19 protein-coding genes, 1 pseudogene and 1 other annotated feature (1 of these 21 running past the window's edge) are annotated in these 22,100 nt (G+C 36.6%); of the genes and pseudogenes, 10 read left to right on the forward strand and 10 right to left on the reverse strand.

The window, feature by feature from the left end:
• Positions 1-297 precede the first annotated feature (297 nt).
• Complete coding sequence (locus tag C9J31_RS11540; RefSeq protein ID WP_238602223.1) at positions 298-591, reverse strand: hypothetical protein; 294 nt, start codon at positions 589-591, stop codon at positions 298-300.
• Positions 592-853: 262 nt separating this feature from the next.
• Here C9J31_RS11540 and C9J31_RS11545 point away from each other — a divergent pair, with 262 nt between their 5' ends.
• Entirely contained in the window at positions 854-1,585 is a 732-nt protein-coding gene (locus C9J31_RS11545; RefSeq protein ID WP_107951576.1) for a polysaccharide deacetylase family protein, read from the forward strand.
• A gap of 287 nt (positions 1,586-1,872) precedes the next feature.
• Here the strand turns inward: C9J31_RS11545 and csaA are convergent, their stop codons facing one another.
• From csaA to ku, 4 genes and pseudogenes are all read right to left on the reverse strand, one after another.
• Positions 1,873-2,205, reverse strand: coding sequence for a chaperone CsaA (csaA, locus tag C9J31_RS11550; protein WP_107951577.1), 333 nt, complete (start codon positions 2,203-2,205; stop codon positions 1,873-1,875).
• A 92-nt stretch (positions 2,206-2,297) separates the two neighbouring features.
• Positions 2,298-3,332, reverse strand: a complete 1,035-nt coding sequence (locus tag C9J31_RS11555; protein WP_107951578.1) for a DUF418 domain-containing protein — start codon at positions 3,330-3,332, stop codon at positions 2,298-2,300.
• A gap of 336 nt (positions 3,333-3,668) precedes the next feature.
• Positions 3,669-4,706, reverse strand: a pseudogene (locus C9J31_RS11560) (serine hydrolase domain-containing protein).
• Between the two features lie 213 nt (positions 4,707-4,919).
• Positions 4,920-5,738: a non-homologous end joining protein Ku gene (gene ku, locus C9J31_RS11565; protein ID WP_107924365.1), complete on the reverse strand. Its 819-nt coding sequence runs from the start codon at positions 5,736-5,738 to the stop codon at positions 4,920-4,922.
• A 105-nt stretch (positions 5,739-5,843) separates the two neighbouring features.
• On the opposite strand from ku, the gene C9J31_RS11570 reads away from it, so the two are divergent.
• Positions 5,844-7,670, forward strand: coding sequence for a DNA ligase D (locus C9J31_RS11570; protein ID WP_107951579.1), 1,827 nt, complete (start codon positions 5,844-5,846; stop codon positions 7,668-7,670).
• 236 nt (positions 7,671-7,906) lie between these two features.
• Here C9J31_RS11570 and C9J31_RS11575 read toward each other — a convergent pair whose 3' ends face one another.
• Positions 7,907-8,869 carry an MBL fold metallo-hydrolase gene (locus C9J31_RS11575; protein ID WP_107951580.1) on the reverse strand — a complete coding sequence of 321 codons (963 nt, stop codon included), beginning with the start codon at positions 8,867-8,869 and terminating at the stop codon, positions 7,907-7,909.
• 140 nt (positions 8,870-9,009) lie between these two features.
• Here C9J31_RS11575 and C9J31_RS11580 point away from each other — a divergent pair, with 140 nt between their 5' ends.
• A complete protein-coding gene (locus C9J31_RS11580; RefSeq protein WP_107951581.1) occupies positions 9,010-10,500 on the forward strand; it encodes a methyl-accepting chemotaxis protein in 1,491 nt (496 codons plus the stop codon).
• Between the two features lie 237 nt (positions 10,501-10,737).
• On the opposite strand, the gene C9J31_RS23655 is transcribed toward C9J31_RS11580, so the two are convergent.
• Together C9J31_RS23655 and C9J31_RS23660 are read right to left on the reverse strand one after the other, a co-directional pair.
• Positions 10,738-11,052, reverse strand: a complete 315-nt coding sequence (locus C9J31_RS23655) for an LmrA/YxaF family transcription factor (protein WP_238602224.1) — start codon at positions 11,050-11,052, stop codon at positions 10,738-10,740.
• 34 nt (positions 11,053-11,086) lie between these two features.
• The gene (locus C9J31_RS23660) at positions 11,087-11,233 is read right to left on the reverse strand and encodes a TetR/AcrR family transcriptional regulator (RefSeq protein WP_238602225.1); all 147 of its coding nucleotides are present in this window, start codon (positions 11,231-11,233) and stop codon (positions 11,087-11,089) included.
• Between the two features lie 611 nt (positions 11,234-11,844).
• On the opposite strand from C9J31_RS23660, the gene acnA reads away from it, so the two are divergent.
• On the forward strand, positions 11,845-14,550 hold the full coding sequence (gene acnA / locus C9J31_RS11590; protein ID WP_107924361.1) for an aconitate hydratase AcnA: 2,706 nt from the start codon (positions 11,845-11,847) through the stop codon (positions 14,548-14,550).
• A 643-nt stretch (positions 14,551-15,193) separates the two neighbouring features.
• Here the strand turns inward: acnA and C9J31_RS11595 are convergent.
• On the reverse strand, positions 15,194-16,354 hold the full coding sequence (locus C9J31_RS11595; protein WP_107951582.1) for an MFS transporter: 1,161 nt from the start codon (positions 16,352-16,354) through the stop codon (positions 15,194-15,196).
• A 206-nt stretch (positions 16,355-16,560) separates the two neighbouring features.
• On the opposite strand from C9J31_RS11595, the gene C9J31_RS11600 reads away from it, so the two are divergent.
• On the forward strand, positions 16,561-17,409 hold the full coding sequence (locus C9J31_RS11600) for a LysR family transcriptional regulator (RefSeq protein WP_107951583.1): 849 nt from the start codon (positions 16,561-16,563) through the stop codon (positions 17,407-17,409).
• 52 nt (positions 17,410-17,461) lie between these two features.
• On the opposite strand, the gene C9J31_RS11605 is transcribed toward C9J31_RS11600, so the two are convergent.
• Positions 17,462-18,046, reverse strand: a complete 585-nt coding sequence (locus C9J31_RS11605; RefSeq protein ID WP_107951584.1) for a DJ-1/PfpI family protein — start codon at positions 18,044-18,046, stop codon at positions 17,462-17,464.
• A gap of 140 nt (positions 18,047-18,186) precedes the next feature.
• Here C9J31_RS11605 and C9J31_RS11610 point away from each other — a divergent pair, with 140 nt between their 5' ends.
• From C9J31_RS11610 to C9J31_RS11630, 5 genes are all read left to right on the forward strand, one after another.
• Positions 18,187-18,630: an Lrp/AsnC family transcriptional regulator gene (locus tag C9J31_RS11610; RefSeq protein ID WP_107951585.1), complete on the forward strand. Its 444-nt coding sequence runs from the start codon at positions 18,187-18,189 to the stop codon at positions 18,628-18,630.
• Between the two features lie 73 nt (positions 18,631-18,703).
• Positions 18,704-19,084 (forward strand): sigma factor, encoded by a 381-nt coding sequence (locus C9J31_RS11615; RefSeq protein ID WP_107951588.1) that lies wholly within the window; start codon positions 18,704-18,706, stop codon positions 19,082-19,084.
• Positions 19,085-19,114: 30 nt separating this feature from the next.
• Positions 19,115-20,688 (forward strand): IS3 family transposase gene (locus C9J31_RS24270; protein ID WP_420798456.1). Its coding sequence is split into 2 segments (ribosomal slippage): positions 19,115-19,757 and positions 19,757-20,688, totalling 1,575 coding nucleotides; the frame shifts between segments, so codons are not numbered across the junction.
• On the forward strand, positions 20,667-20,903 hold the full coding sequence (locus C9J31_RS23985; RefSeq protein ID WP_274520215.1) for an RNA polymerase sigma factor: 237 nt from the start codon (positions 20,667-20,669) through the stop codon (positions 20,901-20,903). Before C9J31_RS24270 ends, C9J31_RS23985 begins: the two co-directional genes overlap by 22 nt.
• Positions 20,896-21,891, forward strand: a complete 996-nt coding sequence (locus C9J31_RS11630) for a hypothetical protein (RefSeq protein WP_107951696.1) — start codon at positions 20,896-20,898, stop codon at positions 21,889-21,891. The genes C9J31_RS23985 and C9J31_RS11630 overlap by 8 nt, the downstream gene beginning before the upstream one ends.
• Positions 21,892-22,011: 120 nt before the next feature.
• Positions 22,012-22,100: a binding site (T-box leader), on the forward strand (it continues 151 nt past the right edge of the window).

A 22,100-nucleotide genomic window follows, 5' to 3' on the forward strand; every position in this document is an offset into this window, starting at 1 on the left:
GTATTGGGTTTTGTTTGAAGGTTTATGCTAATGTCCGTTTTTTTATCGAATCGCCACTATTTCTTAAAATAGTTGTATTTGTTGTCGACAGTACCCATCGAGCCTAACAGCATTGGTAAAAAAACAGGACAAGTCTGTGGAATACAGCTTCACAAAAATCAAATTGCGGATCAATCGAATGAAATCAATGCCAAGTTGGAGTGGTTCCACTACTTGCTAAAAGTGAGCGCTCGTAGCAAGCGAGTGTGGAAATAACACTTGAAGGGTGAAGGCATTCATGCAGAGAAATGATTTACACTATCTTCCACGAGGGTAATGTCTATTGACTTGGTTCTTAAGATTTTCTAATTCAGTGGTTAAATAGTCAATTTGTTTTTGCATGTCTTTATTATCTTTCTTATCATTTTCTTTTTCATTTTGTTGCTGAAGTTCTGCTTCTAATGCAAGTACTGTTGAAATAGTCGATATTGTATCTCCGAGTGTGGATAATACTTCACCGACAACGGCTAGCTCAGCTGCCTGAAGTGTTAAGTTACGATCACTTTGACCAAATCTTTTGTTATTTTCATGCAAACTAATTACCTCAGTCATAATGACATATCCAATTTATTTTATGCTATAAGTATTTTTTAATGACTAAACGGATGCTGCAAAACATTAAATGCTTGCGCACAAGTCAATGATGACTCTATAGACTGAGAGGGAACATATAAAATAGAAGGATTCGTAAATCTCCAGTGATTAGGAATACAACTATTTAAAATATAAACATTTATTAATGCAAAAATTAAAGCATTTTTAAGATGAATGAACAAATAATAAGAACTAAATAAATTGTGTGGGAAGTGATAACTTGAAAAGATTTTATCTATTTTTAATACCCCTATGTATTTTGGTTATCTCCATATTTTATGCAAGTGAAAGCTCATCCGCAGATAAAGGAAGAAAGTATTATGAAGAAGCAGGGCAAATTGTGTGGGAAGTAAAAACACAAGAAAAAATTATTGCCTTAACCTTCGATGATGGTCCGCATAAAAAGTACACGCCTGAGATTTTAGATTTATTAGCCAAATACGATGCAAAAGCAACATTTTTTGTTGTGGGCCAAAATGCTGAAAAAAACCCTGAAGTAGTTTTACGAATGTATGAAGAAGGCCACGAAATAGCTAATCACACTTATACACATCCATTAAAAACGAACGTTCCTAACTTAATAAAGGAAATAAAACAGACACATGATACCATTTATAGTATTAGCGGGTATTCGCCGATTTTATTCAGACCAGTAGAAGGACAATATACCGATGCCATGATTGATGCAATTGTAAAGGAAGGCTATAAAGTAGTTATGTGGTCTTGGCATCTAGATACTCTGGATTGGAAAAGTCCTGGAGTTAATCAAATTGTAGATACTGTGTTAGAGGGTGTGAAGGAAGGCAATGTCGTGCTTTTTCATGACGGTGGGGGAAATCGCGAACAAACGGTAAAAGCTTTGAAAAAAATCCTGCCAGCACTTGAAAAGCAAGGATATAAATTTGTTACAATTCCTGAATTACTTGAGGCACAAAAGGAAAATAGTAAATGAAATGAAAATGCTGTAGCGTCGTCACTCGCTACAGCAAAATTGTTTTAAACCCTTTTAAGGTTAGTCAGTAAAAGCATTATAACATATGAAGAACAAAACCTGTTAATAAGGCCCCAAAAAATCATTAAAGAAAATTTTAACAGGTGAATTGAGAATTATCATTGAATAGCCAAAGCCACTGCGCGCTATCGATTCAATTCAGCTTAGCTAAATGACGGGATATCATTAACTTACAATCCTTGTGTTAACGCCATATCATCTTATTGAGGCTTCCGCGATTTGAGGTATTAACTAATTTTAGTGCCATTTGGTATTTCTTGATCGGGTGTTAACAAAATAACATCGCCATCTGTAGGAACTCCACCGATTATTAGAACTTCGGATTTAAAACCTGCCACTCGACGAGGTGGGAAATTTACAATTGCTACTACTTGTTTGCCGACGATATCTGCTGGACTATATCGTTTCGTAATTTGTGCTGAAGATTGTTTGATTCCCATCACTTCACCAAAATCAATTTTCATTTTAATTGCAGGAACCTTTGCCTTAGGAAGTTCTTCAGCTTGGATAACCGTACCAATTCTCATATCTAGAGACATAAAATCTTCAATTGTTGCCATATAAGTACCTCTTCAATAGTTAATAATTATAAACATTATCATAAATTAGAAGAATATTCAAAAAATACAGAAGTGAAAATCATTGTGCGCTGTTATTTCGTTTTTAATAGTGGGGGCACTGTCCCATAGGTCCCAATGCGCCATAGCCACTCTATCGGCCCAAATCTAAAGGATTTCAACCAGATTTTACTGAATAGCAATTGCGCAGTATAAATACCGATACAAATCCAGAGTGATGAAATTAAGTGAATGTTTGATATTAAATGAAATGTATGTCCAATTATTAAAATAAGTGCAGTTTGCCCTAAATAATTTGTTAAAGCCATGCGACCATATTCTCTTAATGGGGATAATAGTAATTGAACAAAGGGATATTGCAATAATAAAACGAGAGTCCCTACATAGAATGCCGAAACAATCGGACTAATTTGCATCCCGATTAATGTAAAATTTTCTATATTAGCTATATGCTCATTTAATTTTTCCTCTGACATATTGTCAAAAGAAGGGATTATTGCATCAGGTACATAACTCCATTGATAAAGCCATCCACCCAAGCTTAGTAAAAACATAATACTTGTAAAAACAACTATCATTCTTTTATGAGCTTCTATTTTTTCAAATAGCTGATACTGTCCTGCTGCTAATCCAAGTAAAATTAACGGGAATGGCATGGCAATTTTTATACCAAAATAAGCAGTAAACGCTAAAATAATGAGCCCTAAAGCTAGATTGATATCTTTACGTACTTTATAAAACGGTAAGGCAATTAAACCAAATATAGCATAGACTGTTAACGCTTCTCCTGGTTGGAAAAATACGTGGATGATGCCAAATAAAAATAATATCGCAATTCTTCGTAAAAATAATCGATTCGCTCTTTCATTTTTAGCCGCTGCACGTGATAGAAAAATATAAAAGCCTACGCCAAATAAAAACGAAAAGATTGTAAAGAATTTGCCTTCAACAAAAAGAGCTAAAAAATGGCTATAGGCTAAATCAGCTGATGTTGATGGTGGTTCAATCCACATAAGTGCTGGGATATTAACTAAAATGATGCCCAATAGTGCAAATCCTCTTAAATAATCTAATGTATGAATTCTTTTGTTTAAATCAATTGGTTGCAATTCCTTCTCCTCCTAACTGATACAACAAAGTATACGGGAGTTTCAAATGAAGTAGTAACGAATTATGTTACGCCAATCTTACAAAATCGTCAGATTGCAATACAAGCTAGATGGTGGTCACGGAGATATTATGTGGAGGACGTTTCGTTGACACGACAATTTTGCACAAATAGATTGTCACAGGATGAAGACTTTAGTTTTCATTCCATTTGGCAATCGTTGAGGGGTCTCTTGCTCTTGCTTTACTTGCTCCGGTCACTACGTTTTACGCACCATTCATCACAAAATGATTCGCAGGAGTTTACACGGGTTTTAATTTTTGGAACAGCCTTGTTTTTATACCATGAAGGCGTTATAAATTTCACCAATTATACCTTCCATTTGGTGTATGCCTAAATCTGTATTGGTCATGATAACAAAGCCTTTTTCTTTGTAAGGATATGCCACAATCATACATTGAAATCCAATGCCCCAGCCAAGAGAAGAAATCTTAATTTCTTGTTGTGAACCATCAAGAAATACACCGAGTCCAGTCCACTCCTTACAGCCTTGTGGCTGAATCAGGTCATTTACATGGCTTGCACAGATGCCAATTTTACTTACGCCTTTTAAAGCGTGCATTAATTCAAGAACTACATTCGCTAAATCTTTGCATGTCGTCCATAGACCACATGCTGCTTGGTATGGATAAAAGGGATATTTACCTGGCACTACCTCACCATTTCTATGATGGCCACAAGCTAATGCATATTGTTCCGTGTCATGCAGCTTTGGCGCAAATACGCTGTTTTTCATGTTTAACGGAGTAAAAATGAATTCATCCATTACTAGACTAAAGGGCTTGCCAGTTACGTCCTCGATCAATTGCTGAATGATTCAAAAACCCGCATCAGAATAGTGAAATTCACGCTCAGGCTCGTAGCTCACAGCAATGGGCATATGACAAAAGGAGCTTTGCCCATTCAAAATTTCGCACATTGTCGGGTATGCTTGCATCGGTTGCAATTCACTAATACTAGCAGGGGGATCTTTTATCCCTGACTGGTGGCAAAGTAAATTACGTAATGTCACTTTTTTTACCTTAGTATAATGATTTTCAGGTACTTTCCACGATAACAGTTTATTATTTACATCCTCATCTAAATGGAAATAACCTTGTTCTACTAATTTCATCACTAATAGGGCTGTTAAAAATTTACTAATGGAACAAGCATTAAAAATAATAGTGTCATCAACTCTTTTATCGGATCCTGATTCAAGGTATCCAAAATGCTCCGTTTTACTGATTTGACCTTCTTCAATTAATGAAAAACTTAATCCAGCTACTTGATAATGCTGCATTCGTTCTTTTATATTTATTTTCAGCATCTTCATATACCCCCATTTTCTGTATTAATTATAGCAAATTATACAAATGTATGTTCTGTATTTTTGAAAAAAAGTGGGTGGGAGAAAAACAAAAAATTCGCGCCTTCTCCGTGGGCTATTAGCAAACTTCGTAGAGTTTATAGTCTCTATAAGTTATAAGCTGTTCCGGAGGAGTGTCGCGAAATTTTTATTTGTTATAGGGAGCTTTAGGATAAGTCCTCAAGCATTTTTCTTTGTTTTTGTAGCTCTTTTTCTTGTACTCGGTTTTTTTGTTTTATCTAACGACGCTTGGAGCGCGGACATTAAGTCGGTAACATTATCGGGTAATGGCCGTTTATCGCTAGCTGATATTGTATTCGTTGCTTTCTTTTCTTCAATTAATTCCATTAGAGCTGTACGATATTCATCCGTATATTTTTCTGGATCAAATATGGTTGTTAATTGTTCTACTAGCATGAGAGCGGTATCCAGCTCTTTTTGAACAACGGTTTGTTCGCTTGGAATATTGGGGACATCACTGACACTTCTTACTTCGTCAGGGAAATGGATGATTTCCATTACGAGAGCGTCTTGATAGACACGTACGATAGCCAACTGCTCTTTTGAACGAATTGTAATTTTAGCAACGCCTATTTTTCCAGATTCCTCTAATGTTTTACGTAAAAGAGTATACGCCTTACCACCAGTTGTATCAGGAGATAAAAAATAAGTACGTTCAAAATAAATAGGGTCTATTTCCTGCAATTTCACGAAATCAATAATCTCAACAGCCTTATCTTCATTTTCCTTGCGTAAGTTTTCTAATTCCTCGTCGTCTAGTACGACAAACTTATTTTTTGCATATTCGTATGCCTTCACAATATCTTCTTCTTTCACTTCCTGACTACAGCCCTCACATACTTTTTTATAGCTTATCGGTGTATGACATTCTTTATGGAGCTGGCGTAATTTTATGTCTTTATTTTCAGTGGCAGCATGGAGTTTAACAGGAATATTGACAAGTCCAAATGATACACTGCCTTTCCAGACTGTATGCATAGCGTCACCTCGTTTTTTATTACTATGTTATATTTTCATTATTTTTATGTATCTAAAAAAGAAATAGTCAAAAACTGAAAGAAAAGAATGAAAGAAGTTGTTAACATGAAACCCATGCTATTGACGGAGACAATAGAGACGCCTATTGGAGAAGAGTGGCTTTACGAAACGAAATATGACGGTTTTCGCTGCGTTTTAGAGTGGGAACATGAAGAGCCCATTCTGAAAAGTAGGAACGACAATGAACTAAATCATTTATTTCCTGAGATTATTGAATTTTGTATGCGTATATATGATCAAATAAAACCTTTATTACCTTTAGTGCTAGATGGAGAATTAGTATATTTAACAAACCATTTTAAAAGTGATTTTTCACTAGTGCAAAAAAGAGGAAGAATGCAAAATAGGGAAGTTATCTCTGATCATGCCAAACGTTTTCCATTTCATTATGTAGTATTTGATTTATTGAAACTGCAAGGGGAGATACAAACAAGTCGCTATTTAAAAACACGTAAACAACAATTAACGAAACTTTTTACTACCTTAAAGCTACCAACCAATATCAACTATCAAGATGAGCGGCTCATCCAAGCCATTGAGAATTTTGAGGATAGTGAAACGCTTTGGCACTCGATCACCGCATACAATGGCGAAGGGATAATAGCCAAAAAAAAGACAAGCAAATGGCTTTCTAACATACGGTCCAAGGATTGGTTAAAAATTAAAAATTGGCGATATGTCACTGTTATTGTCCACAAATATGATAAAGGAAATGGCTATTTTCATGGTAGTATTTATCAACAGGTGAATTTGAAAGAGATTGTTATTTTTAGACACGGTATGACGGATGAAGAGCGGAAAATTTTAGTTACTTTCTTTCAAAAAAACGGTACGAAGGTGCATGAGACATGGGAATTGGAGCCGTCTATCTGTGTTGACATAGCATGTATTGATTTTGATGGTAGTAAATTAAGAGAGCCAAGATTTCATGCGTTTAGATTAGAGATTAATCCACAGGCATGTAACTGGTTGCAAATGCAACGTCAACTTATACCGATTCCAGAAAACGTTCAGATAACCCATTCAGATAAACCTGTTTGGCCAGAAATGGGCATTACTAAAGATGGTTATTTACACTATTTACAAATGATATCTTCCTATTTATTGCCGTTCCTTCATGACCGTCCGCTCACTTTAATCCGTTATCCCCATGGGGCACCAGGGGAGAGTTTTTATCAAAAAAGTAGTCCTGATAAGCTCCCTGATTATGTGACAAACGCAAGAATAGCCGACATTAATTTTATGGTGTGCAATAATATCGAGACGCTCTTGTGGTTAGGCAATCAGCTTGCACTCGAATTTCATATTCCTTTTCAAACAATTCATACAGAGAAACCAACTGAGATCGTTTTCGACTTAGACCCTCCTTCTGTCAATGAATTTTCACTAGCTATCCATGCTGCACGCCAGTTAAAGGAAATATTTGATTATTTTAAACTCCAATCCTTTGTTAAAACTTCAGGAGGCAAAGGCCTGCAATTGTATATTCCGTTACCAGAGAATGCTTTTTCGTATGAGGAAGTAAGGATTTTCACTGAATTTGTCTGTGTTTTTTTATGCCAGCAACGACCTGAGTTGTATACAATTGAGCGTCTGAAGAAAAATAGGCAAAAAAAATTGTACTTAGATTATGTGCAACATGCTGAAGGCAAGACAATCATATCGCCATATTCCACTCGAGGGAATAACATGGGGTTAGTTGCAACGCCGTTATTTTGGGACGAAGTAAATCAGCAGCTACGCCCAGAAAAATTTACTATCCCTACCGTTTTAGCGCGTATAAAAGATAGCGGAAATCCATTTAGAAATTTTCGTGAGATAGGGGGGAAACAGGATTTTCTCTCTGTGCTTCATCATCTAAGAAATTCATAATATGAACGTCCAAAAAATTTCCCGAAAAGTTCAGTGGTGGACATATTTTTGCCAAACGTCATGAAGGTCGCTAAAAGAACAAAAAGCTACGAGACAAGAAGTTTAACGAAGGAGGCCACTAGTTAGTTCTTCCACAAAGCCATCCCCAAAAATGTCCGCCATAGCGGAAATCATGAGTTTATCTAAAATCTGAGCTGTCTCAAATTTCTATTGAGACAGCTCTTTTAGTGTCGAATTTATCCTTGTAGTGCAGCGTCTTTTTTACCTAGGTAATCGAGAATACCCATGGCAGATACAACTGTATCAAAAGGAATTGTTTGATAAACAGGGTGATTTTCTGCAATATCATGTTCTTGTAAATATTGATGTAACATCGCTTGTAAACGACTATCTAAAAACTTCACTTGTTCTTCAATAAGGTTGAATGCCGCTAAAGCTTCTTCTCCCGCAGCTAAAAACAGTGGTGTCCAGAAGCGTACTTGACGATAAGCTTCAAGTGGATTTTTGTACGCTCCATAATGACCAAAATATAATTCCGTGACGTTTAGTTTCTCATATAATTGGATAGATTTTTCCATTGTTTCAGGATCATATTGATTTGGCGAGGTCGAAGGAATGATTAAATCTATTGCTTCACCCTCCATTTCTGGGTATCGAACACCTGTTGTATCACCAACAAATAAACCATTGGTTGCAGAATAATGCATCGAAACATGATGCTTTGCATGACCCTCTGTATGATAAAACGTTAGTTGATGCTTGCCTAATGACAGAATATCCTCATGTCCAATTTCCATAATACGGTCTGACGCGATAGGTAGAATAGGGTCAAAAAGGCGGTCAAATTCCGTGCCATAAACAGCCTTTGCACTCGCAATCAATCGACTCGGATCCATCATGTGCGATACGCCTCGAGGGTGTACGACTAACGTAGCATTTGGACAGCTTTGTAAAAATAACCCGGCGCCCCCTGCATGATCCAAATGAATATGCGTAACAATGACATAGTGAATATCTTCTAACGCAATATTTAATTCCTTCAATCCATCCATAATGTACGGAACAGATGGACTTGCAGATGTTTCGATTAACGTAATCTTTTCATCGATTAGCAAATAGGAACTCGTGCGTTCCTCTCGATTTAAATCATGTGTATCAATGCAATAAAAATTTGGTGCAATTTTTTGTAGTCCACCCATCTAACTATCTCCCTTCGTTTCTGCGATTTAGTATAAAAAATTCTCTAAAATACATTTTTTATCTACAAAAAGTAACTACTATACTATATAATAATAGAAATATAAACTGAATGTCTATTCATTTTTTAGGGGGATAATAAATGGAGAATAAGATACGCTACGATACAAGGAAAGTTCACCGCGTCAATTTGGCTATCATTTCGATATTGGCTATTCTTATTTGTGGGCCAATGATACTTTCAAAAGGTATTACTTACTTATTTATTGGACTTATGGTAATTGCGCTAGCTGTATGCAATTACTATTTACCGATTAAAACCTATGTCAAGGGCTTTATTTTTGGCATGATACCTTCAAGTGTTGTTTTTACACTATTTTTACTTGATAGCTTTTCATTGAACAAGCACTATATTTTACTTTGTACCATAGCAATTATTGCGTTGTATTTTAAAAAAGAATTAATTGTATTTTTTGGTGTCCTTACAAACTTTAGTTTTGTTATTTTGTATATCCTTAATTCTGCATCACTATTAGGGCCATTCGATGATATCATCGTATTTATTACGCTCCTAGCTATTATGAATGGGGTGATTATCGCCTTTTACTTAATTGCCAAGTGGGGCAATGAACTGATCGAACATGCTGCTGTACAACAAAATGAAGTAAGGAGCTCCTTGAATCAGCTACAGACAACTTTTAATGAAATCGAGAAGAGTAGTCATACACTGGATGAGCATGTCACGCAATTTCAACATACGATGCATCGAATTTCGGGTTCAAGTAAGGAGATTCTTTTAGCTACCGAAGATATATCTGCAAGTATTCAGCAAGAGGCATCAAGTTTGCAAATGATCCATGGGACGATGAAAGAATCCGTGCATTTTGTCAATGAAACATTCTCGATTTCTAAGGAAACCGTATCAAAATCGAGTGATTTACAGCAGGAGGTTGTGGAAGGCTGGGAAAAAATGCAGCAAGCCATGGGTCAAATAAGTGTAATGAGTCAGGCTATGAATTCCACTGCGGAAACGGTGAATGAGCTACAAAGCAGCTTGCAAACTGTCGATACGCTATTGAAGGGTATACAGCATATTGCTGAACAAACTAATTTATTGGCTCTAAATGCGGCGATTGAAGCGGCGAGAGCTGGTGAACATGGCAAAGGATTTGCCATTGTTGCGGACGAGGTGCGGAAATTGGCTGAGGAAAGTGCTACAATTACAGTGAATATTACGCATGTAACACGTACATTGTTTGAAAAATCAACAGAAGCACATCAACGTTCTGAAGATGGGGAAAGAGCATTACAACAAGGTGAAACTCTGTTACAAGATATTAGTAGTTTCTTCACTACATTAAAAAACTCCTTTACACTTACGAATATGGATTTAACAAGAGGCATGAATGAACTAAGCAGTGCTATAAAGCAGTTTGAACATATAGAAGAACAGATTGAAAAGTTGAATCAGATAACTGAGCAAAATGCATCCTCAACTGGAGCGATTTTACATTCTGTAGAGGATGAAAATAAGATGCTTGAAAGGATGACTACGACGACTGACCATATTCAAGAATTAAGTGTGATTTTAAAGTCACTTGTAACGAATAACACATTAAACGCTAGTAAATAGTAGCGAAATGCAGGAGGATTATTAAAATTCCTCCTGCATTTTTGTCTTAGAAATATTTCTTTTGCATAAATATTCCATGGTTGATTCCTAAGTTGGCAATAGTCAAAAATACAGCATGCCGATGACCAGCACAACTAAATCTTAGCCAATCTAATTATTGTTATCAACATTCCGCAAGGAGACAGACGATTTCTTGAAATAATTTTTTGCTTTAAGTTCATTTCGTTGTCACCTTATTTAAACCGTCTTTAATATACTGGGTAATAGTGTGCCGATTGTTTTTAAAGGCTGCGAAGATTTTTGCGTTAAACAAAGCATCATCGCACCTTCAATCGAAGCTGTCATCAACAAGGCGATGGCGGAAGCTGATTCCTGCGAAAAGCCTTCATTTTCAAGTTTCAAATAATAAATTTGTTGAATATATTCATATAATGCACTACAAGCTTCGCGAACTGGTTCACTCACTGTGGCCATCTCACTGACAATACTGCTAAATGTATAGCCGGTAATGGTTCCTTCTGATTCTAAGTTGTGAATTAGCTTATTAATCACCGCTTGTGTTGCTTCTTTAGTGGATAGATGCCCACTAAAAATAGATAACGATATCCATCGTGATTTTTTCGTTTAAGACATGTAAACAAGTAATTAATAGTTCCTCTTTACCGTTTGGGAAATGATGGTAGAGTGCACCTTTTGTTACGTTACAAGCTTTTAAGATTTCACTGAGCCCCACACTTTTATAGCCTTTTTGCTGAAAGAGGGTGGTAGCAGTTTAAATCATTAATAATTTTGTATCCATATTACATGTATTCCTCCTTACATACCAACCAGTCTGTTTGGGTGTAGCAGATTAATTCTCCATTATGTTAGTGTTTTTATTCACTTTTTAAAAATTTATTAAGAAAAAACTCTAAAAGATGTAAGAAGATTTTTTCCCGCCTTGTGTTCAATACACGTAACTTTCTTAATGAAGTTCTTTAAACTGCCTTCAACCACGATGCTGAATATATGCTACTATTATATAGCATAAACTTTGAGCGGCTTGTTTTTAGCATTTACCTTCAATAATTAAAGGAAGAAGACCACACTTTTATAAAACAACCATCTTACTCACCTTAAAAATAAATACATAGGTGTAGATGGGTTGTTTTTTGCACATCCTTTGTTTTATGGGCTTCTTAAAATTAAAGCATATTGGATTTGAATGTAGGGTGATAAGAATTTCTTATTGAAAAAGATAATATTAATGTAATTTACTTATGAATAAAAATGAGTTATCATGGGTATTGGAGAAAAGATGCTTTACATAGGCCTTTTCAAAAAGATATTTAGGGGGATCCGCAAATGGCACAAGGTAATTTACACAACAGCCGCGCATCATTCGAAGTTAATGGTAAAACTTATAACTATTTTGACTTAGCTGCGATTGAAAAAGCTGGCGTTGCAAAAGTTTCAAACCTTCCTTACTCAATCAAAGTATTATTAGAATCTGTTTTACGTCAATATGATGCATATGTTATCAAAGAAGAACACGTAAACGAATTAGCAAAATGGGGTAATGGCGCTGATCCAGAAGCAGAAGTACCATTCAAACCATCACGCGTTGTATTACAAGACTTTACTGGTGTACCAGTAGTAGTTGACCTTGCTTCACTTCGTTCAGCAATGAAAGAAATGGGCGGAGACGCTAGCAAAATCAACCCTGCTATTCCAGTTGACCTTGTAATTGACCACTCAGTACAAGTTGACAAATATGGTAACGCATCTGCATTACAAGCGAATATGGACCTAGAATTCGAACGTAACGCTGAGCGTTATAACTTCTTAAAATGGGCTCAAACTGCTTATGATAACTTCCGTGCTGTACCACCAGCAACTGGTATCGTTCACCAAGTAAACTTAGAGTACTTAGCTCCAGTTGTACACGTAAACGAAAATGCTGATGGCACATTCGAAACATTCCCAGACTCAGTAGTAGGTACTGACTCACATACAACAATGATCAACGGACTTGGCGTTCTTGGATGGGGCGTTGGTGGTATCGAAGCTGAAGCAGGTATGCTTGGCCAACCATCTTACTTCCCAATTCCTGAAGTTATCGGTGTTAAATTAGTAGGCGATCTTCCAAACGGAACAACTGCTACTGACTTAGCATTAAAAGTAACTCAAGTATTACGTCAACGTGGCGTAGTTGGTAAATTCGTAGAGTTCTTCGGACCTGGCGTATCTAAATTACCACTAGCTGACCGTGCTACAATCTCAAACATGGCGCCTGAATACGGTGCTACATGTGGTTTCTTCGCAATTGATGAAGAGTCACTTAACTACATGCGTTTAACTGGTCGTGAAGAAGAGCACATCGCGGTTGTAGAAGCTTACTTAAAAGCTAACCACATGTTCTTTGATCCATCATTAGAGCCAGTTTACACAGACGTTTTAGAAGTAAACTTAGCTGAAATCGAACCAAACCTTTCTGGTCCTAAACGTCCACAAGACTTAATTCCACTTTCTGAAATGCGTTCTCGTTACAAAGAAGCAGTAGTGGCTCCACAAGGTACGCAAGGTTTCGGTTTAACAGAAGACGAGTTCGCAAAAACTTCTGTAGCTAAATTTGCTGAAGGTGATGTAGAAATTCCAACAGGTGCTGTAGCAATCGCTGCTATCACTTCTTGTACAAATACATCTAACCCATACGTGTTAATCGCTGCTGGTTTAGTTGCGAAAAAAGCTGTAGAAAAAGGTCTAACTGTACCTAAATGGGTAAAAACTTCTTTAGCACCAGGTTCAAAAGTAGTAACTGGTTACCTAGAAGATTCAGGTTTACAAACTTACCTTGACCAAATCGGCTTCAACACTGTAGGTTATGGTTGTACAACATGTATCGGTAACTCAGGTCCATTACTTCCTGAAATCGAAGACGCTATTAAAGACAATGACTTATTCGTAACTTCAGTACTTTCTGGTAACCGTAACTTCGAAGGCCGTGTACACCCACTTGTAAAAGCTAACTACTTAGCTTCACCACCACTTGTTGTTGCTTATGCACTTGCTGGTACTGTGGATATCGACCTACAAAAAGATTCATTCGGTAAAGACAAAGATGGCAATGAAGTATTCTTCGCTGATATCTGGCCTTCAACTGAAGAAGTTAACGCTGTATTAGGTACTGTCGTTAACCGTGAATTATTCCAAAAAGAATACGAAACTGTATTCACAGCAAACGAAGCTTGGAATGCAATTGAAACATCAACTGAGTCTCTTTACACATTTGATGACAAATCAACTTACATCCAAAACCCACCATTCTTCCAAGGTCTTGCGAAAGAGCCAGAAGCTATCAAAGGCTTAAATGACCTACGTATCATGGCGAAGTTTGGTGACTCAATTACAACTGACCATATTTCTCCAGCTGGTGCAATCGGTAAAGATACACCTGCAGGTAAATATTTAATCGAAAACGGTGTTGCAATCCGTGACTTCAACTCATATGGTTCTCGTCGTGGTAACCACGAAGTAATGATGCGTGGTACATTTGCAAACATCCGTATCCGTAACCAAGTAGCTCCTGGTACAGAAGGTGGTTTCACTACTTACTGGCCAACAGGTGAAGTAGAGTACATCTATGACGCATGTATGAAATACCAAGAGCAAGGTACTGGCTTAGTAGTACTTGCTGGTAACGACTACGGTATGGGTTCTTCTCGTGACTGGGCTGCGAAAGGTACATTCCTACTAGGCGTGAAAACTGTTATCGCACAATCTTACGAGCGTATCCACCGTTCTAACCTAGTAATGATGGGTGTTCTTCCTTTACAATACTTAAACGGTGAATCTGCTGATTCTCTAGGTTTAACTGGTAAAGAAGAAATCTCTGTAAACATTACTGATAATGTAAAACCTCGTGATATCTTAACAGTTACTGCTAAATCTGAAGACGGCACAGTTAAAACTTTCCAAGCTTTAGCTCGTTTCGACTCAGAAGTAGAAGTAGACTACTACCGTCACGGTGGTATCCTACAAATGGTTCTTCGCGCGAAAGCTGCTGAATAATCAATATTAAAGTAAAAAACCAATCTCTTAGGAGATCGGTTCAGACTGTAGACAAACTCAAAGAAATTTGAGTTTTGCCTACAGTCTTTTTTCTTTTGATATAGAAGTTTCTGTGTGAACCGTTGATTTCCACTTTAGCGATCGCTTTTCGCGGGCATGGCTTCAGTCTCCTCATCGCTTCGCTACTGCAGGGCCTTCCGCTCATACTATTTCCGCAGGAAGCTTTGCTCTGTAGCGAAAGGCGGATGCCAATCAACGAGTATATCCTATCCAATTCACTTCAATGCGCAAGTTGTCCGTTAGTGGCTTCATGTACGACAAGTAAGAATCATCGGAAAATCATGGAGCGTCCTATTTAGGCCATCATGAGGAAGAAGCCAATCATTTACGACATGAAACAATTCTATGCATCATTGAAACGTGTATTTGCGGATGCTTACTTTTGCAAGCAAGAATTTGAAGAAGAAGCTAGCTAATTGGACATGGCAAAGTCCAAAATTGGCAGAACATAGTTACTCATAGCGTACTACTGTCGTTAATAGGGCTATTGTTTCTGATAAAATTTCAAAAGGTATTCGCATGTTGACCATTCCGAATACCTTTTGTTCGTCAATCTGAACCGATTACTGCGGACATTGATTTTTTATATTTTACTGAACTCTGTTACATTAAATTTGTTTCTCATGCTATAAAATTGCAAACATAGAGAGAATAGCATAGAAATAACGGCAAAATAAATCAATGTGATTGTGCCCAGCTGTAAAGATAATACAATCCCACCTAAGCTTGCACCTATGGCACTACCTAAATAATTAACAGAACTGTTTAATGCCACCGCTGAACGCCCATTACTTGGCTGATAAGATAGTAAAATATGTTGTTGTGGTGCTTGACATGCCCAGCCCATCGCTCCCCAAACAAAGAATGGCACATACTTTAAAGTGGTTAAGTTAATCATGAGTGGTATACAAATAATTGATAGCGTTAACATAAGTAAAATAATCGTAACTAGCGCTTTTGGCTTTTTAATAAAGTCGATTAAGTAACCAATCATTAAACTTCCAACCATGCCACCGCAACCCCATGCCCAAAGATAGGGTGTTAAATTATTAGAGATTGCAATTTCCTTTAGTAACGGAGATAGATATGTGTACAAGCCTAAGCTAGCCATACTAGCAAAAAATGTTATACACACAGTAACGGTTACTCTTTTATCGAGGAACATCTTTAATCGTTCACTGAGTGCTGGAGGAGGAGAAGTTGGGAAATTTGGGAGAAATATATACATACAAATAACAGTCATTAAACCAATGAGAACTAAAAGCCAAATTGTTGATGTCCAATGATAGAACTCAGAAATATAAATACCTAAAGGAACGCCAAGCACTGTTCCCATACTCATTCCCCCTATTGTCAACCCTAGAGCTCTCCCTTTCTTTTCAGAACAAACGAGCTTTGTAGATGCAGCCACCGCTAATGGTGAAAACAAACCAGCCCCAATGCCAGCAATTGCTCTCGATAACAGAAGAATTGAAAATGTCGGAGCTAAAGCTGTCATACTATTGGCTACGGTAAAGACTAGCATAGACCATATTAAGATTTTTTTAATAGGTTGACCAACAACCAAAGAAGAAAATATAGGTGCAGATATGGCGTAAAAAAACGTAAAAATGCTAACAGCTTGTCCTACTTGTGATAAATTTTTGTGATAGGTTTCACTAATGCCTGGAATGAGACCAGCAATAACATAAGCATCAAAGCCCAAAGCAAACATGCCAAATGATAATAATAAAACATTTTTCATACATAAACCTCCTAAACTTTCAGGTGCTAAATATTTGTCGATTAATACTTGCTACCAATAATCCTTGCACTAGAAGATTAGTTATAACAATATGTTATAATCGAAACACCTTGCATGTTTAATAGGTTACCAAAAACTATTGAATATGGAACAATCATTATTTTATAAGGATATAACAAAACGTTATAGGGTATGGAGTGAATTTTATGCATGTAGAGTGGTTACGTAGTTTTATTGAAGCCGCTAATCAAAAAAGTTTTTCTAAAGCTGCTCAAGTCAACAATCTTTCACAACCAGCACTGAGCAAACATATACAAAATTTAGAGAATAATCTTGGGATTGAATTATTTCATAGGTCATCGATGGGGATTGAATTAACAGCAGCTGGTGAACGTTTCTATACGCGCATTACGCCAGTTATAGCTGAATTAGTTGCCATTCGTGAGGAATTACAGCAATTTAGTCAAAGCAACCCTATTGCGATAGGCAGCCTACCTAGCTTAGCAACTTACTATTTACCTCAAAAGATAAACCAAATGGATAACCCTATGACACTTATGATCCAAAATACATCCAGTGAGCTGTTGCAATCATTACAAAAGGGAAGGCTGGATGCAGTATTTGTGGATGCGAACTATATTGGAGAAGCTATATGGAGTTACGATTTGTTTACGGAGGCCTACTATGTGGTGTTTCCTTTAAATCATCGATTCAACTCAAGACAAATCGTTGATTTTTCAGAACTGGCTGAGGAACCACTCATTGTTCACCAAGCCCCTTGTGATACAAGAAAGGATATCGTTGCACAAATACAAGCATTAGGTTATCAGCCGAACATAGTGAGTGAGGTGAATTTTGGCGATTTTATCTATGGCGCAGTTACTGCTGGAATGGGAATTACCATCGTACCAGAGTTAATGGCTAAGAATATCGGCCATCTCCAGCTATGTGCTGTACCAATTGAGAATTTTGGAAAAATGAGAACAATTTCATTGGTCGCGCGCAATAAGAAACTTGGCTCGAACTTACATGAATTACTCATAAAACATCATTAACATAACGAAGCTGTCTCAAACGATTACATTGAGGCAGCTTCATTTCAATTAATTATTTAAAACCCATTAAATCTTTTACTTTCAATGTATTTCCCTCGGATGTCAGCATTGTGAGTAACGTGAAAGCGACGTCAAAAGCTGTGCCAGGATTAGACGATGTAATGATATGCTCCGTTTGCACAATACGCTCATTAACAATGATTGCTCCGTAGGATTGCAGTTGTGCTAATCGTTTACTTGTTGGATGATTATAGGTGGTTGCTTGACGATTATGTAAAATCCCACTGTGTCCTAAAATAAGGGAAGCCACACAAATCGTAGCGATTGGTTTTTTCTGTTCATCGAAATGGCGGACAATTGCCTGAAATTCCTCACTAAAACCATCGTCATAAAATCCTGCTTCCTCAAAACCACCAGGAATCGCTAGTGCATCGAAATCTTCTAATGTAATTTCGTGAAGCAATTTCTCAGGGGCTACGTTAAAGTTCCATGTACATTGTAATTGGTTATGCAATCCTACTGTCACAACCTCTGTTGTACCATCTCCCTCCCATTTATTCCAACCTAGTACATCGGTAAAAACACTGGCCTCCACAGCCTCAAAGCCATTTGCTAATAGTAATAATATTTTTGTCATGTGATTTTGCCTCCTTTATATAAATAATTGTAGTAAAGGAAGCTGTACAAAGACAGAAGTTGTATACTGTTATTTAGAGGATTTACTTTATTATCAAAGGAAATTTTCGAAATACAGTTTATAAAAAAAGGTGGATACAAATGGACCGAATCGATACAGAAATATTAAAGCAATTGCAACAAAATGCGAAAATCTCAATGAAGGAGTTGGCCGCAAAGGTTCATTTATCATCTCCTGCCGTTATTGAACGCGTCAAAAAGCTAGAGGAGCAGGGGGCTATTGAGGGCTATAATGCTAAGGTTAATTTAAAAAAAATGAATCGTACTATACAAGCCATTATTTTATTTAAATCCATTGATTGTAAAAGTCTTTCTAATTTTTGTAATGCACATCCTGATGTCCTTGAATGTTATCGGGTAGCGGGTGAAATTAGTTATATAGTAAAAATTGCGACCTACTCTGTGGAAACTTTGGAGCGATTTATCGATGAAGCGATGCCTTATGGAACGCCTTCCACGAATATTGTGCTGTCTTCAGCAGAAAAAACGGTTATTGCGCCTTTTTCTGATAAAAATTTTGAATAAATGACAGAAAAAGCAAACCTTCACATCGTGAGCATCGTTTATAGGGCAGATAGGGGGAGAGAAGTTGCTTGCAATGAATGAACTGGAAGAAGTAATGGCGCAACATACAGAAAGACTGATCCGACTTGCCTTTTATTACGTAAAGGATTTACAAGGAACAGAAGATATCGTTCAAGATGTATTTATAAAATTCTACGACAATCAGCAAAACTATGAGGAACGAGGAGAGTTAAAGGCCTATTTATCAAAGCTTGTGATTAACAAAAGTAAGGATTACTTACGTAGTTGGACTTACCGTAAAATACAAGTTCAACAAAAGATTTTTGCCAAACAAGCTGTTATAAGAAGGGATATGCTTGTCCAACAGGATGAACAAACTATTATCGAAAACGCCATCTTAGCACTTCCATTAAAACTGGTATGCTCCCCATTAAGTAGACAGATTAAAAAATAAAATCTGTTTATCAAATGGGGAGATTTTTTTATGAGAACGTGTAGTTTTTCAAAAGAAGAAAAATTAGAGATTTTAAAATTTTATCATACTGGCCAATTTACTCTTAATGAAGTTGCCGAATTATATAAAGTGCATCGTGATACGATTAAAGATTGGCAAAATGATTATCGTTATTTTGGAGAAGAGGGTCTTGAACGATTAAACCAGCAGAATCGTTATGCTAAGGAATTAAAATTAGCGGCTGTCCGAGACTATCTTTCAGGCGAATTTTCATTAAGAGAGGTTGTAAGAAAGTATAGACTTTCTAGTAGATCGGTTTTAAGGAATTGGATAAAAAAGTATACTAGTCATAGTGAATTAAAAGATTCGGGTAAAGGAATGAGCCAAACTATGACTAAAGGTAGAAAAACAACAGTACAAGAGCGCATTGAAATAGCACAAGTTTGTATTGCCAACGATAAGAATTATCAAGTAACAGCTGAACAATATGCGGTTTCTTACCAACAAGTATATCAATGGGTAAAAAAATTCGAAAAATACGGGGAATTAGGCTTGCATGATCGCCGTGGGCGTACAAAGTTAGAAGAAGAGTTAAGCACTGAAGACAAGTTTCGTTTAGAAATCCAGCGTATGGAACGTGAAAATGAACGATTACGTGCAGAAAATCTCTTCTTAAAAAAGTTAGAGGAAATCGAAAGGAGGCGTCGTTAAGTAAAAGCCGTATACATAGCCGTTATATTGCCATTCAAGAATTAGCAGCGAAGGAAGCACTGCCAATCATTTTATTATGTGAAATTGCCGATGTTACACGTGCTGCTTATTATAAGTGGTTGAACCGTCAGTCATCAGCACGAGAAATCGAGAATGAACAGCTTCTAGAATCAATTCAGTACCTTTATACACAAGTAGATGGGATTTATGGATATCGTCGCATCACACTTACAATCAATCGTCATCGTGAAAAAGTAGATTTACCGAAGGTAAATAAAAAACGTATTTATCGTTTGATGAAAATGTGTCGATTAAAATCGGTGATTCGTCGAAAACGAAAAAAATATCGTAAATCGAATCCAGATTATGTAGCAGAAAACATACTCAGTCGCAAGTTCAAAGCAGATAAACCGAATCAAAAATGGTGTACAGATGTCACGGAATTTAAATATGAGAATGGTAAAAAGGCTTATTTAAGCGCCATTATTGATTTATACGATAATTCGATTGTGAGTTATGTATTAGGGCACTCGAATAACAATAAACTTGTTTTTCAAACGATGACACTAGCCATACAAAAATTAAAAGAGGATGAGCATCCACTTATTCATAGCGATCGTGGTTATCAATATACTTCAAAACTTTTCAAACGTATGATAGATGATGCCGAGATGGTACATAGTATGTCTAGAGTGGGACGTTGTATCGATAACGGACCAATCGAGGCTTTTTGGGGTACGCTCAAATGCGAAAAATACTATTTAAATAAATATGATACATATGAAGCGCTAAAAAAAGCAATTTTAGGATACATTTCGTTTTATAATTCAGAGCGCTATCAAGAAAAATTAAACAGCTTGAGCCCCTTGGAATTCAGGTCTCAAGCCGCGTAAAGCATTTTTATTATTTCCACTGTCTACTTGACAGGGAGCAGTTCAAACAACGTGAGGTTCTGATTTATTTTTATTTTGAGGAGATGCCTGTCGTTGAAATAGCTCAGCTTTTAAATATTCCTGAGAGTACAGTGAAAACACGGTTACGTCGTGGACGAGAACTACTAAAGCCAAAGCTAGAACATATTGAGTGGGAGGTGCTTTTGCATGAGTAAATATGGGGTAGAGGTTTTAAAAGATTTAAAAGATAGTAAAAATCGGGTGATGATGAATGTAATAAACCACATTGAACAACGTAAAAAGCCCAAACCTTCTAGACGTCGGCAGTACAGTATTCTCACTATGATTTTAACAGTATGTATTGGGGTGTTTGTTTATAATCAACACAGTGAAAAGAATTTACTTTCATCAAATGATGTCCAAATATTAGATGAAGAGCTATTATCTATGAGTCTAAAATTAGGAGTAGACTCTACTAAAGAACCTCTAAATCCTGCGTTTCAAGAAAGGATAGAAGAATCTCTAAATAGTGCGTTTCAAGCGAGGATAGAAATAGATGCTTATTATGCTTATGCTTTAAGCAAAGGTATTGTTCTAAGGCAAGCGGCCATAGATGAACAAGAAAGATTAACTAGAGAACACTTTGAAAGTATTTCAAAGGATGCTAAATTTATTGAAGACCTTTCAAGAATAAATATAACTCCTGAAAAGTTCTACGAAGAATACATGAAACCAGACAATATAAAATTAGTTGCATATAACGAATTGCTCAAAGATTATTTCAAAAAATATGAGGAATCATTTCAACTTCATGCTCGTTTCGCAGTGAAGAAAGACGCCATAGATTATTTTACTTCTCAGTATAAGGAGGAAATTTCAAATCTAGAGAAAAAATATCAATTGTCAAGTAATCCTAGTGATGCGAGGTCATTCAATAAACAGTATAAATTCGGCCAAATCGTTGCAGTGGAGGGAGATCGTTTCTTAGTTGTTTCAGGAGCATTAGAAGAAAAGATAAGTCACTTACCCTATACAGAAATTATTGAAAAAAAACAAAATGGTGTATGGTTTCCACTTCATGGTGTAAAAGATAAAATTGCTGTCGGCAAGCAGGTGAATATCACATATACTATGAAAGATGACACAATTTCACAAGGCTATGACTTTGCTGCAAATTTAGATGAAATTGAAATTATTGAGTAATTGATGCACGCTTGGATCGAAAAGGTTATTATACAAATTGTAAATACCTTACAAAATTATTATTTTGAAATTGTTGACAATTACATGCTAGTTTGTTACGATGAACCACAATAAAAGCATACAAATTCGTTGATGAGAAAGAGTAGTGTTTCATTTTGTTCTACAGAGAGCCGACAGATTGGTGGAAGTCGGTGTGCAAATGTTTCATG

Origin of the sequence: Lysinibacillus parviboronicapiens, from assembly GCF_003049605.2 — a bacterium.
Taxonomy (GTDB): Bacteria; Bacillota; Bacilli; order Bacillales_A; family Planococcaceae; genus Lysinibacillus; species Lysinibacillus parviboronicapiens.